11 protein-coding genes and 1 pseudogene are annotated in these 14,469 nt (G+C 29.4%); 3 read left to right on the forward strand and 9 right to left on the reverse strand.

Annotated features, from left to right (window positions below; genetic code table 11):
- The first annotated feature begins 2 nt into the window (after positions 1–2).
- The 3 genes and pseudogenes from KQI89_RS05800 to KQI89_RS05810 all read left to right on the forward strand — a co-directional run.
- Positions 3–1,643 carry an ABC transporter ATP-binding protein gene (locus tag KQI89_RS05800; protein ID WP_216456282.1) on the forward strand — a complete coding sequence of 547 codons (1,641 nt, stop codon included), beginning with the start codon at positions 3–5 and terminating at the stop codon, positions 1,641–1,643.
- Between the two features lie 929 nt (positions 1,644–2,572).
- A complete protein-coding gene (gene rsgA, locus KQI89_RS05805) occupies positions 2,573–3,652 on the forward strand; it encodes a ribosome small subunit-dependent GTPase A (RefSeq protein WP_216456283.1) in 1,080 nt (359 codons plus the stop codon).
- A gap of 166 nt (positions 3,653–3,818) precedes the next feature.
- Positions 3,819–4,640 (forward strand): annotated as a pseudogene (locus KQI89_RS05810) (phosphotransferase enzyme family protein); the annotation flags it as partial.
- A gap of 287 nt (positions 4,641–4,927) precedes the next feature.
- Here KQI89_RS05810 and KQI89_RS05815 read toward each other — a convergent pair.
- The 9 genes from KQI89_RS05815 to KQI89_RS05855 form a co-directional block, all read right to left on the reverse strand.
- The gene (locus KQI89_RS05815) at positions 4,928–6,025 is read right to left on the reverse strand and encodes a helix-turn-helix domain-containing protein (protein ID WP_216456284.1); all 1,098 of its coding nucleotides are present in this window, start codon (positions 6,023–6,025) and stop codon (positions 4,928–4,930) included.
- A gap of 226 nt (positions 6,026–6,251) precedes the next feature.
- Positions 6,252–7,007 carry an ABC transporter permease gene (locus tag KQI89_RS05820; RefSeq protein WP_216456285.1) on the reverse strand — a complete coding sequence of 252 codons (756 nt, stop codon included), beginning with the start codon at positions 7,005–7,007 and terminating at the stop codon, positions 6,252–6,254.
- Positions 7,004–7,957: an ABC transporter ATP-binding protein gene (locus KQI89_RS05825; protein WP_216456286.1), complete on the reverse strand. Its 954-nt coding sequence runs from the start codon at positions 7,955–7,957 to the stop codon at positions 7,004–7,006. Before KQI89_RS05825 ends, KQI89_RS05820 begins: the two co-directional genes overlap by 4 nt.
- Positions 7,958–8,098: 141 nt before the next feature.
- Positions 8,099–8,413, reverse strand: coding sequence for a GyrI-like domain-containing protein (locus KQI89_RS05830; RefSeq protein WP_343216327.1), 315 nt, complete (start codon positions 8,411–8,413; stop codon positions 8,099–8,101).
- A 4-nt stretch (positions 8,414–8,417) separates the two neighbouring features.
- The gene (locus tag KQI89_RS05835) at positions 8,418–9,284 is read right to left on the reverse strand and encodes an AraC family transcriptional regulator (protein WP_216456287.1); all 867 of its coding nucleotides are present in this window, start codon (positions 9,282–9,284) and stop codon (positions 8,418–8,420) included.
- Positions 9,285–9,706: 422 nt separating this feature from the next.
- The gene (locus KQI89_RS05840) at positions 9,707–10,726 is read right to left on the reverse strand and encodes a sensor histidine kinase (protein ID WP_216456288.1); all 1,020 of its coding nucleotides are present in this window, start codon (positions 10,724–10,726) and stop codon (positions 9,707–9,709) included.
- Positions 10,723–11,394, reverse strand: coding sequence for a response regulator transcription factor (locus tag KQI89_RS05845; protein WP_216456289.1), 672 nt, complete (start codon positions 11,392–11,394; stop codon positions 10,723–10,725). Before KQI89_RS05845 ends, KQI89_RS05840 begins: the two co-directional genes overlap by 4 nt.
- A gap of 85 nt (positions 11,395–11,479) precedes the next feature.
- Complete coding sequence (locus KQI89_RS05850) at positions 11,480–13,471, reverse strand: FtsX-like permease family protein (protein WP_216456290.1); 1,992 nt, start codon at positions 13,469–13,471, stop codon at positions 11,480–11,482.
- Entirely contained in the window at positions 13,461–14,228 is a 768-nt protein-coding gene (locus tag KQI89_RS05855; RefSeq protein WP_216456291.1) for an ABC transporter ATP-binding protein, read from the reverse strand. The genes KQI89_RS05850 and KQI89_RS05855 overlap by 11 nt, the downstream gene beginning before the upstream one ends.
- Positions 14,229–14,469: the final 241 nt, after the last annotated feature.

The following is a 14,469-nucleotide window of genomic DNA, read 5'->3' on the forward strand; positions in this document are numbered from 1 at the left end:
TTATGATTAAAAAGTATATAAAACTATATAGGTTTATAGGTCCTTACATCAGACAGCAAATATTTATGGCATCATTATGTTTGATTGGAATGTTGGTATCGATTTTAACACCATATCTGATGGCATTATTTATCAATCAGATTCAAGACGGAAAAACTTTATCAGTAATTACAAGAACGGGAATATTCATTGGAATTGTTTCCTTCGTTGCTTCTCTTTTAAATACTGCGCAGAATTATGTATGGCATAGATTTCGTGTAAAATTTATTAACCACATACGATTAGAGATGTTTAAGGCTACTATAAATAAGAAACTTGTTTATTTTAAAGAAAACAAATCAGGAGATATTCTATCTAAAATTCTGTATGATGTAACGTCTGTTGCAGAACATATAGCAATTGGTATTCCAATGTTACTTATCAATATCATACGGCTTTTAGCTGTATTTGTACTTATGGCATTACTTAATATACGATTGACATTGATTGTTCTTGTTACTGCTCCAATATATTGTCTCCTTTTTAACCTCATTAATAAGCACTTAAGGGAAAACAGCCTAAAGGAAAGAGAGGAATTCTCAAAAGTTACAGGGAATCTTCAAGAGGATATAAGTGGTATTTATACCATTAAGATATTTAAGAAAGAGAACTATTTTACCCATAAATTTCAAAACGTACTTAATCAGTATATCAACTTTGTAAATAAAAATCTTTTCTTTCAGGCAGTTAGTTATGGAACGACAGATATGATTCAAAGCATGCTTCCTATTGCCATTCTATTAGTGGGAAGCATGTTAATTAGTAAAGGCTCTTTGAAAATCGGAAGCTTAATAGGTTTCTATGCCTATTTGAATTATATCTATGAACCAATGGCAAATTTGTCTGATTGGTTCATTGGTGTACAAACTACACTTGGTATGAGCGACCGTGTTACTGAATTTTTAGAGGATCCAGAGTATATAAAGGAAACTGAAGAGGAAAAAAAGAAAATGGCAATTGATGAAATAACGTCAATTGAGTTTAAAAATGTCTCGTTTTCGTATGATAAAAAAGATAAAGTACTTAATAATTTAAACTTCAAGATTGAAAAAGGAGATAAAGTTGCAATTGTAGGTCCTAGCGGAAAGGGAAAAAGTACTCTTATTCAATTAATGTTAAAAGTTTACGAAGGCTATACTGGGGAAATTCTTATAAATGGCATCTCAATTAGAGATATTGCAAAGACCTCTATTTATGAGAATGTGTCTTTAGTTGAACAAAATCTTTTCATTTTTGATGGAACTGTAAAGGAAAATATTTTGTTCGATCAGCAAGACTCAATTCATCTACTTGAATCAATGACTATTTCCCAGACTGATGTTTTTGTTAAAGGCTTTGAAAAAGCATTGAACCATTTGCTACTTGAAGGTGGAAAAAATATTTCTGGAGGTCAGAAACAACGAATTTGTATCAGCAGAGCGTTAGCAAAATGCTTCGATGTACTTATTTTAGATGAAGCAACTTCTTCACTTGATAAAGAATTAGAAAAAGAAGTTGTTGAAAATATTGATAAATATGTAATAGAAAATAACAAAATTTTAATCTCAATTAGCCATAGGCATGTTCCTGTATCTATATGCAATAAAATCATCAATTTAGATTAATAATGTACGTTTAATTATTTCCATAATAGTCAGTATTTATTAATAGAGTTGTCGCATGAATAAGTAAAATTTTTAATGTGACCTCTCTTTTTTTATTTTGAAATTATTTGATAGTATTGAAGTGCATATGTAGCGGTATTAATTTTCTTTTTGATAACTTGACACACAATTAAAAATATAATAAGTGGCACTTAAATCCATATCACATTATTGGAATATACATCTATAGCATCATTTCTTTAATGGGCTATGACATTATATTTACTGCAGAAAAATATTAATTATTATACCTTTAAGACAAAAGATATATTACATGGAATTATATTAGTATTTAAGCTAACCATTATAACTGTGCCCATATTACTAAGACCTATGTGTTTATAAAATACGTGATTATAAGATACACTTGTATTATTTTCCAAATTACCCTTAGTTTAATTTTACTATTGAAATTTGAATTTAATATTAAAATTAAGTATTGTATTCTTAATAATCACATGGTATATTATGGTTAAAGCTTAATAGTTAATTTTAGGCGAAAGGAGTGAATTTTTTTATGCAAAAGTTATATGAGGTGATTTTAAAATAATTGCATATAGGTTCAAAAGGATTTTTTACGAGTACTTAGTATACTCTTTATTTGTTGTGCCTTTTGAACAACTTTGATTTAACCTTTCAGCCTTAATAGTTAGTATTAGAATTCACGGTACAGGTTAGCGTGTATTTTTTATGTCCAAATATTAGGTATACCACAGTAGGTTAATCTTGCTGTGGTATTTTTATATACTTTTTTATATAAATAACTTTAACAAATGAATTTAAGATAATGCTAATTCATTCAGAACTTCATATAACTTTATTTCAAACTCAGATTAAGCTTTAAAATTTAGGTAAGCTAAAATTTAGCTTACTACAGAAAAGGAGATTTTATGAGTTTAGAAAAGTTAGGATGGAACACATATTTTCAAAACAATTTTGAGCCCTATTTAGATAGAGAGTTCTTAGCCGCAAGAGTCATAACTCAACATAAAGGCAACTATATTGTTCGTTCAGAAAAAGGTGACTTTAATAGTAGACTAAGCGGAAAATTTATGTATAATGCAGATGTGAAAAAAGATTATCCTGCAGTTGGTGACTGGGTTGCAATTAAAACCATTAATGATACTGAAGCTATTCTATATGCAATATTACCAAGAAAAAGCTACTTTGCTCGTAAACTTGCTATATCAGGCGGAAGAAAGATGAAAAACGGTATACTGATTGGAGGAAATATAGAAGAACAAATTATAGGTTCAAATATAGATATTGCATTTATTGTAAGTGGGCTTGATGATAATTTTAATATAGGTCGAATTGAAAGATATATTACCTTAGTTCTTAGTAGCGGAGCTACACCTGTTATACTGTTAAATAAATGTGACCTTTGCGATAACATCCCTGATTATATAGAAAAAATAAATACTATTGCAAAAGGGATAGCTATACATTCCATAAGTGTTTTAAATAATATCAATATGAATATCTTTGATAAATATTTATGCTGTGGTAAGACTGTAGTATTTCTTGGTTCTTCTGGTGTAGGCAAATCAACAATTATTAATTACCTTTTTGGTGATGAAATACAAAAAACAAATACTATAAGCAGTTCTAATGGTAAAGGCACACACACTACCACAAGTAGCCAGCTTTTACAACATAGTTCAGGCTGCTCAGTTATTGATACTCCAGGTGTTAGGGAGCTGCAGTTATGGGCTGATGAAGATATACTTTCGGAAAGCTTTCAAGATATCTACTCCTTGGTAGACCAATGTAAATATAGAAACTGTAAACATGATAAAGAAGTTGGCTGTGCAGTTAAAAAAGCTATTGAAGATGGAACATTAAGTATTGAAAGATTTAACAGCTACAAAAGCCAATTGAAAGAACTTAAAACTCTAAAGGATAACAAAAAATCCTATTATAATAACAGAATAAATAAACTTAATAAAAGAAATACGAAAAGAGGTTAAGTTGAATGCTAAAATTAAAATATTTGTTTGATAATAAAGATTTAGCTCATATGATACTTAAAAATTGGGAGTATGATTATGATGACCCTAATCTTTTAAAGTATTATAGAATTTCATCAAATGCAGTTTATTGTTGTAAGAATCAATGTAATACTTTTTTCTTAGATTTACACCTACTGAAGAAAAACCCAAGGAAAAAATACTTGCTGAACTTGAATTCCTGAGTTATCTGAGAAGTAATGGCTATCCTGCCGTAGACACTATTTTATCTAAAGCTGGCAATGAACTTGAAGTAGTAGACACACCTTGGGGGACATTCTGTGCTGTTGCATTTAAAAAAGCATCTGGTAAACAAATATCAGAAATGCCTTTGACAAAGGATTTAATCTTCGGTTTAGGTAGGACTTTAGGAAAATTGCATAAACTAAGCAGTGAATTTTGCCCAGTAAATAATAACCGTAATGACTGGGAAGAAACAGCGTGCTGGATGGAAGATGTATTATCAACTTTTCCAGATGAAACTGCTGCTAAAAGTGAGCTATCTATACTTAAAGCTTATTTTTCAAAACTACCAACTACAAAAGAAAACTTTGGACTTATCCATTATGACTTTGAACCTGACAACATATTTTATAATGAAATCACCAAAATCTATAATCCTATAGATTTTGATGATGCGATGTATCATTGGTATGCATTGGATATCGAGCAATCATTAGATAGCATAAAGGAGGATATGCCAGAAGAACAAGTAGAACCTTCGGTAAATGAGTTTATTAAGGGTTACCGCTTAGAGTATGCCATTTCTGATGAAATGCTTAAATTATTGCCTATCTTCAGACGATATGTTAATTTATATGGATATGTCCGTATACTTCGCTCTGTAGAAGAAAAATGGAACAACGAACCTGATTGGATGATAAATTTAAGAATTAAACTGAAGAATTTATTAGATAGGAGAAAAGATACCTTTACAATGCCCATTTAATTAATTTTAGAAGGAGTGTATATAGGATTTTTATGCATTAACCTATGACACTCTCTTCTTTCTGAAAATTACACTTTCATAAATATATACTACCTGTGGCAGTGCAAATGCTATCAAGCTATAAAAAGTACGCCGTTGCTTATGGTACGCTTCTACTTATTGTAAGTAAAAAAATTTATACTTCCCATATACAATATATTTAATAATATTTCAAATTCAAGTTTCTATCATACTTTTTCTAAGATTATATTAATGGAATTTTTTCAATATAAATTGGAATTTAGTTCTCAAAATTTGGTGCGATACTCTTCAATCAACTGTTGAAATTCTGCATTCGAATGGAGAAACATGTATTCAGGACTATTTTCAAGCTCAGAAATCAACGTTAGTGGCACTTGTTTTCCTAAGTTCTCCTGCTTTTCTTTTACTACCTCTTCTTTTACTATTTTTGCTATTTTCAATTTTACTGCTATATGGCGGTACAGAGAGGATTTACTAAGGTCCCACGGTGTAAAAGTTGCCAAAAAATAAGATTTCAAAAGTGAAATACTGTCCTCAACATTTTTTTGTAAAATAGCAATATGGAGCGGTGTAGCAAGGGCATTCATATCCCCAAGTTCAAACAAATTTGTGACCTTCTGAGAAAGTTCTGCCAAATAAGAAGAATTCTTGCTGTCTCCTTCTTTTATCTCAATTTCAGCCAAACTCATCAAAATCATCTCCACCTCAGTGACTACATTGAGCAATTTACGTTCTAGTAGCATAGCAGCTTCATCAAGTTTATTCTGTTTGATGAAAAGGCTAGCTTGAAGCTGTGTCTTGTCTAAAGCAGTTCTTTCTGGCAATAAGTCTAACATTTCCTGTGCCTTCTCATACTCCATACAAGCAAGATGTTTAGATGCCAGCATATAAATTGCTTTATCCCTAATTTGGTCATTATCGCTTTTAGCCACCCGCTCATACAAAGCTGTAATTTGTTTTTTATAGGGTTCTTTATCGTCAATGTTTGATCCATACATTAGAAGAGCACCATCCAAAAGTAATGCAATTGAATTGATAAGCATATCACAGTTTGGATATTCCCGTATTTTTCCCATACTCATAGTAAAGCCTGCCTCAAAACCATTTTTACTAATTGTAGCTCCTACTTCATTGATAAAGTGACCTATTTCTTGTTCTGTTAACCCTTCATTAAAACAAAGTAACGTATTCAAATCAACTTTGAGTAACCGTGCAAGTGCGGGCAACAAAGAAATATCGGGGTAAGTATATCCTTTTTCCCACTTGTTCACGGCAGGAGTAGACACGCCAAGATATTCTCCAATTTGCTCTTGAGTTAATCCAATCTCTTTCCTTTTTTCTTGAATAATTATATTCATCGGCATTTTATCATCTCCAAACTTGCTACTAAAGAAATATTTCTTTGAGTCTATTCTATCTAATTTCACCTACTTCTACAATTGAACATTTATTAAATATAAAGGAATAAAATTAACCATAAGTTAATTTTTAGAATGTAGCACTTTTAAAAAACTTCGCTTCAAAAATATAAGGTTAAATAGCATTAAATGAGTTTTTGCAAATTTTACAATTAAATTATATTTTTATCTATCAAATACTTGTCTCTTTCTTTAGTCTTGATAAAGCCCATAAAAAACTTATTCCACTCATTACAATAAGCATAACTAATACTCCAAAGAGTTGTAAGGCTTCAACATTACCTTCCATCATCAATGTGCGTAACAAATTAATTACATGTGTAAATGGATTTAAGTTTACAGCTACTGAAAGCCCACCAGTTAATGTATCTGATGGAAATAGCGCTGTACTTAAAAAGAATACTGGCAATACTATAGCATTCATAGTTGTTTCATATATTACCTCATTAGGAAGAGATAAACTGATTGCATAGGTCAAAGAAGATAAGCATAACGCATTTAGAAAAATAATTAATATAATAATCAGAAATCCAAGAAGGTTCATTTGGATTCTTACAGAGAAGAACAAACTTACAATGCACATAATTCCGACTTTTAGAAATGTACATAAAACCGGTTCAAGAACTTGTCCAAATACTATTGACTTCCTACTTACTGGAGCTATCAAGATACGATAGAAACTTCCATCAGCTTTCATTAGATAGTTCATTATTCCACTGCTGCTACATGCACCAAAGCTTACTAATACCATTAACCCTGGTAAAATAAAAGTAGTATAATTATCTATGCCTATTCCCCTCATGGCCTGACTGGCAACTGCACTATATAAGATAAGCCAAAGCATTGGCTGTAAAATTGTAATTAGCACTGTAAATTTATTGTGAAAGCGCCACTTCACATTGCGCCATAAAAGAGTCATAACACTCATACTATTTCCTCCAATTCATTTACTTCTGTTAATCTTAAGAATACATCCTCCAATGTTGGTTGAACTATTTCAATACCTTCAAATTTTATTTTTCGCTCAAATAACCACTGACTAATTGCTTGTAGATCTTCTATACTTTGTTTTGAATGAACTAAAATCTTTTCCTCACGAAGGAATAACTTAATATCATTCCTTGCTTCACTAAGCTCTGTAAAGCAACTTATAGCCTCACTTTTATTAGCAAAGCGAATATTCAACATGTTATTTTTGATTAGTTCTCGTAATTCAGTTGGCGTTCCCTGTACTACCTCTTTTCCATTTCTCATAATGCAAATGGTATCACTTAAATCATCTGCTTCTTCAAGATAATGTGTGGTAAGAAAAATCGTGGTTCCTAATTCGTCTCTAATCTTTTTCATCATATTCCACATAACCATAAGGGATTGAATGTCCATACCAACAGTTGGCTCATCTAAAAACAATATCTGTGGATTTGACATAAGATTCAAAGCAATATCCAGTCGTCTTTTCACGCCTCCTGAATAGGATGAAACAGGATATTGCAGATATCTTTCCAATGCAAAACAGGAAATCAATATTTTCATACGCACTTCTGCTTCTTCTTTTGGTATTTTATATAATTTACTTTGTAATATCATATTTTCTTTTAATGATAGATAAGTATCAATTGATGTTTTTTGAGCTACACATGCAATATTTCTTCTTACAGCATCAGTTTCAGTATAAATATCATTACCTAAAATTTTTGCAGTACCCGAAGTTGGCTCAAGATATGTTGTAAGGATATTGATTAAAGTTGATTTTCCAGCACCATTCTGACCAAGAAGTGAAAATATCTCCCCTTTCTTAACTGTTAGTGAAAGTCCATTTAAGGCTTCAACACCATTCTTATAACGTTTAACAATGTTTTTTACATATATTGCTTCCATATTATTCCTCCTCAATAGGGAATATTATTTCTGTAATATATTTCTCCTGATTACCCTTTATAAACATACCAGGACCTTTTATAAACACTTCACGGAATGATCATTTCAATTTAATCCTATTTTCTTCTACATAAGCACCAATTACTTCATATGCTGGAACATCGATTCATAAGATCCCTTATGGGTAACACATAAAGCTTTTACTCTTGATAGTTCTTTTACTTCTATACCATTTCCACTTGGAGTCATTGAAGTAGGTACACATAATTCAATTTCTCCAAACTTAGTTTTAGGATTCATTGTGATGTAGTTGAAAAATGGTGCCCCATTTGCTTTTCCTCGAATTGATTTGAATACATTAGGAAACACCTTATTTGCTTCTATTAGAGCTCCCTTATACCTCATAAATGCTACTCTGATAGATTCTATTTCTCTAATTTCCACTTTATATTCCACTTCATTAATTCTCCTTTTCTTTTTTTATACTCATCCATATTTCTGCATAACCACTAACTGCTCCCTCATTATAAACTGGATAGACTTCAACATCTGCAATTTCTGCATATTGGTAACCTGAAAATGGAAGCCACTCTGTAAAAAAACGTTTGTATATAGTTTGTATGGATTCCTTGAACGGGCCATTACTCTCAAAAACAGCCCAAGTTGATGCAAGGATTTCATATTCATACATTCCTTCTGGCACAGGTTTATCTGTTACAGTAGCAATATAGTAATAAACTTCATCACTTGCATTATAAATTGAAATTCCAAAGACTCTTTTTTCTGATGCACTAGCCAGATTTAAAATTTGGTGAAATATTTCACTTTGCTTTGTTCGTTTCCAAAACAATGGAATTAATTTGTAGTTTTTATCCATATCCTGTGTTAACGGAATACGGACACCAACGATTCTCATTGGAGCTTTTTCTTCAATCCTATATGGCATTTCACTACCTCCTTGTATTTGAATGGAGAATTTAATAGGGGGATATGCACGAAGCTGGCATCCTTGTGATTTTGCCGCAGCAGGAGTAATTCCATGTACACTTTGAAATGCGCGATTGAATGCTGTTGGCGAAGTATACCCATATTTCATCGCAATATCTAAAACTTTAGCATTTTTTATCTGTAATTCAAAAGCCGCTTGTGTCATTCTTCTTCGTCCTATATATTCAACTAATGTTATACCAGTCACATAAGCAAACATACGCTGAAAATAATTAGTTGCACAACAAGCAATTTTTGCTGCTTCTTCATATGAAATATCACCATCTAAATTCTGTTCTATATAATCAATAGCTTTACTCAAATTTTTAAACCATTCCATTACGTTACCTCCTTGATATAAGCATACTCTATCATATAATTTCTTTCCTCGCATTTTTCGCTTTAATTTGTAAACATTAAATTATTATTAAAAATGTTAAGCTCCATAAATGAATTTTAGACCATTGAATAGATTAACTCTGCATATTAATTTAATATGATGTAATTACTCTCATATTGCCTACCTAAAATTTTATTATTTATAATAATATGTATAGGAGCCTTTTCATTAGTTCTGAGTTAATTTAAAAAATAAGTCAATGATACTTAGTAATATCATTGACTTATTTTTTAATATCTTACTGATTTCTTTTAATTTTACTTCTATACAGATAAGGTTCATCCTGACAATACTAAGTTAAGTTTTTAAACTATTTAACTTCAGGGTTTAAGTGTGTTATTTCCTCCATCATTAATATGTCTTTAATCCTCTGTAAAAATTGCCATAGCTGACAAAGGAAATATTAATGTAACCTTAGTTCCCTTATTAATCTCAGAGTCAATAGTAATTTTCAATCCTAATTTTGAACAGAGCTTTTCACATATATACAAACCCATTCCTGTACTTTTGCTAAATCTCCTTCCATTCTCACCAGTGAAGCCTTTTTCAAAGACTCTATTTATATCTTTATCAATTATACCTACCCCATTATCATCTATAATTAACATTACTGAATTAGCTTTCTTAACTGAATATATATTTATCATTGGTTCTTCACTACTTGAATATTTTATAGAATTTCCTATTATCTGATTAATAATAAATTCAGCCCACTTTCCATCGCTATATACAACTTCATTAATATCTTTTATATTTAATTTTATTTTCTTATGAATAAAATCCCTATAATTTCTTTTGACTACATTTCTTACTACATTATCAAGGTTAATTTGTTTTATAATATAGTCTTTACTAACATTATTACTTCTAGAATAATACAGCACCTGTTCTACAAACCTCTCAATTCTATCTAGCTGGAAGTCTATTTTATTAGTTACTTCATTTTCATTATTTGCAATTATTAACTTTGTAGAAGCTATTGGTGTTTTAATTTCATGCACCCAGGTCTCTATATATTCTCTATAATCTGTCTGCATATCTTTATAATATTTTACATTCTCATGCATATCTCTGCTTACTTCTTTAAGTATATAATTAAGTTTTTCTCCGTGAATAAAGCTTGTTTCCTTTATTACCTCTGGAAGTAGATATTTCTTATCTAAGCTTTCTAATATGCTATTAATTTCACCATAATAACTTTTACATTTTATGAATTCTAAAGTCATGTATGAAATTAATGGCAAAAACCAAATGCAAAACACAAATAAAACTATAATGAAATTAACATTAGCAATAATCAATATAGCTGCTAATACAATAAATATTAGCAGGTTAGATATTACTATAATCATTTTACCTTTAATAAATTCCCCTATATTCATGGCATTATATAACCTAATCCTCTTCTTGTTTCTATTGGGTTTTCTATACCTATCTCTTCAAGTTTTTTTCTTAATCTATTAATATTAACAGTTAAAGTGCTGTCATCTACAAAATAATCTGCTTTCCACAAGTATTCCATAAGTGAATCTCTTTTTACTATATTCCCCCTATTATTTATTAGGTACGAAAGTATCTTAACCTCATTTTTAGTTAACTCCAAGGATTGATCTCTATAAATAACCGTTGCATTTGAAAGATTTAAGTTAAAATCTTTGTAATTTAATATATTATTCGTTTTTAAGTTTCCATATGTTCTTTTTAATATATTTGTTATCCTTGCTAATAATATTTCTGTATTATAAGGCTTTGTTATAAAATCATCTGCCCCTAAATTCATACTAATTAATTCATCTACTTCACTATCTCTGCTTGTAACTATTATAATTGGAACATCTGATGTTTTGCGTATTTCTCTACATATATAATAACCATCAAACTCTGGAAGGTTTATGTCTAGTAATATAAGGTTTGCATTCTCATTTTCAACATATTGTATTATATTATTAAACTCTACAGGTACATTTACTTCATATCCATACTTTTTTAAAAAATTCTGTAATTCTTCTCTTATAACTTCATCATCTTCAATAATAAGAATTTTTTTCATTACTCACTTTACCTCCCTAACATAGAATATAAGGCTATCAAACTTTGGGAAACAAAATTTAATAACCTTAATAATTATTATAAGATTAAATATTATTTTTTACTATGTTTTTATATCCTGTATATGTTGTATAGAAATATCCCACATAAACTAGGATAAATAATAAAGCTGTTATTAAAGCTGAAAATCTAATATCTATTTGATTAAACATGCTTATCTCTTTATTAACTATTATAACACCAATAATTGAATGAATTAATGCAAGCATCACTGGAAGGCTGAAATATATCAAGGTTTGAATGAAGATTGTTTTGTCTATCATTTTTTTGTTTGCACCAATTCTCTTTAAAGCTTTATATCTTTCTATACTATCACTAGCCTCTGATAATTGTTGAAGCGCTAATACAGCCATGCTAGTTATTAAAAATACTAGTCCTAAATATATTCCTATAAATAATACTGATGTTGTTACTCCATTTTTATCATAATGAATTTTATCCTTTGAAAAAGAAGCAATATATGCAATATTTAAACTCTTATACTTACCACTTAAATAGTCCTCATTTATTTTGCTATATTTTTTATTATTTTCTTCTCTATTTTTATCTGAATACATTACATTAAGTACCGATTTGCTAATTTCACTGTAATTACACAAAAATTCATCATTTATAACTATTGTTAAGCTATTGTTTGCCATAAAATAGGTTTCAAGATTTTCCTCTATTATTTCATCATTTTTCACTAAATACTCTTTTCCTTTAATACTAACTTTCTTACTAGTTTTTAGTTTTTCATTAACTGGCTTAACCACCTCATTATAGCTGGACATAAGTAAAACTTCATCATTGCTTAAACTTATTTCTTTTTTACCTCTTAATTCTAACATTTTATTATAATCAGATATTTTAACAAAGTATGCATTAATATCCTCATAATCTTCATCTGTAGTTGATAATAAATCGCCTGCTTTTATATCTGAAATATATTTATTGTAAGTTGCATATTTTTCATTTTCACTTACCTTAAAGTTAATTTTATCTAATACATCTTCTAAATTGTCTTTTTCACTATTATTCTCTACTGCTATACTAGCATCAAAAGGTGTCACTTTTTCAAGCCCTAATTCAAAACCTTTCTTAATACTTATTCCTGTAGATAATACAAGTATTGTAATAAATAACATTAAACATATTACTGACATTGACATAAAATTTGTATTAACTTTACTATATATTTGTTTTACTACAAATATATTTAATCTCTTAAAGTATACTTTCTTATTTTTATTTACTATATATAGTATGACCCCAGATAAACTAAAAAAGAATAATACTGTACCTACTATCGAGAGGACTATTAATGACTTAAACATAGGATCTCTTAAATCCAGACCTATCTTTAATATAGATTTATATGCAAACCCAAGTGATGCTACACATAGAACAAATGATACTAAATATATAAATGGATTTTTAAATTTTATATCCTCATTTTTTCTACCTGCTGTTAGTAAATCAATTATTTTGTATTTAGAAATAACAAATACATTAAATATCATAACAAGTAAAAACATTATTCCAAAGTATAATATAGTCTTACCTATAGCCCCTGTTGAAATACTAAATCTATATTCCTTCATGGAAGATTCAAATAACTTTAATGTAAAAGCAGATAAAGCCTGCGATGTTCCCATTCCTAATATAAGACCGGCAATTAAAGATATAGCTCCAACTATAAAGGTCTCTGTTACTAAAATTCTAGATATTTTTCTTTTTCCCATACCTAAAGTCATATATATTCCTAATTCTTTCTTACGCTTCTTTATTAAAAAATTATTTGCGTATAATATTAAACTACCTAATATTATTGATACAAATACTGACACACCAGACATAATTTCAGTTAATCTTGATATATAATCTGCACTTGAAGATTTCATATCAATAAGTGCCTTTTGTGAATCTATAGAATTAAAGCTATAAAATATACAAACAGCTAATATTAGTGTTAAAAAATATATAGTATAATCTTTATAACTCTTTTTTATATTTTGTGCAGCTATCTTAAAATACATTGTTATCATCACCTCCAAGGAGAGTTATAACTTCTATAATTTTATTAAAGAATTCTTTTCTAGTATCATTTCCTCTTACTAACTCACTAAAGATTTTTCCATCTTTAATAAAAAGTATTCTATGAGCATAACTTGCTGTAAAAGAATCATGAGTAACCATAAGTATCGTAGTATTCAAATCTTTGTTTAGACTTTCAAATCTTTCAAGTAATAATCTGGCAGATTTTGAATCTAACGCCCCTGTTGGTTCATCAGCAAGTACTAAAGATGGATTAGTTACTATTGCTCTAGCCGAAGCAACTCTTTGTTTTTGCCCTCCTGACATCTGATAAGGATATTTATTTAATACTTCTCCTATTTCTAAATACTTAGCTACTGATTTTATTTTTCCATCTATTTCTGAACTTTTCTCCCCTTTTATTGTTAATGCTAAGGCAATATTCTCATAGGCTGTAAGGGTGTCTAATAGATTAAAGTCTTGAAATATAAAGCCTAATTCGTTTTGTCTGAACTTATCTAATGATTTTGACTTTAACCTAGTAATATCATTATTATTTATTATTATTTTCCCTGTAGTAACATTATCAATAGTTGATATACAGTTAAGTAATGTCGTTTTACCACTTCCCGACGGTCCCATTATACCAACAAATTCCCCCTGATCTACTTTAAAAGTGATATTATCTATAGCCTTTGTAACATTATCTTTACTACCATAATACTTTTCAATTTTTTCTACACTTAATATGTTTTTCACTTACAACTCTCCCCTTTTTCTTATATTAACTAATGTTTTTAACTTCATCTCATGTAATTTATTCTATACAATTCCATTTAGGGTATCAATTGAACTATATTTCATTAACATTACATTTCTGTTATATTAATATAAAAAAGCAAACCTCCTTGTGTTTAAGTGGAAGCGAGAAGCAACTATTAACAAGGAGGTTTTCTTAAGAAATTAGAGAGGAGATTACTATGGCTATTATTGGAATAGA

Origin of the sequence: Clostridium simiarum, from assembly GCF_018919175.1 — a bacterium.
Taxonomy (GTDB): domain Bacteria; phylum Bacillota; class Clostridia; order Clostridiales; family Clostridiaceae; genus Clostridium_L; species Clostridium_L simiarum.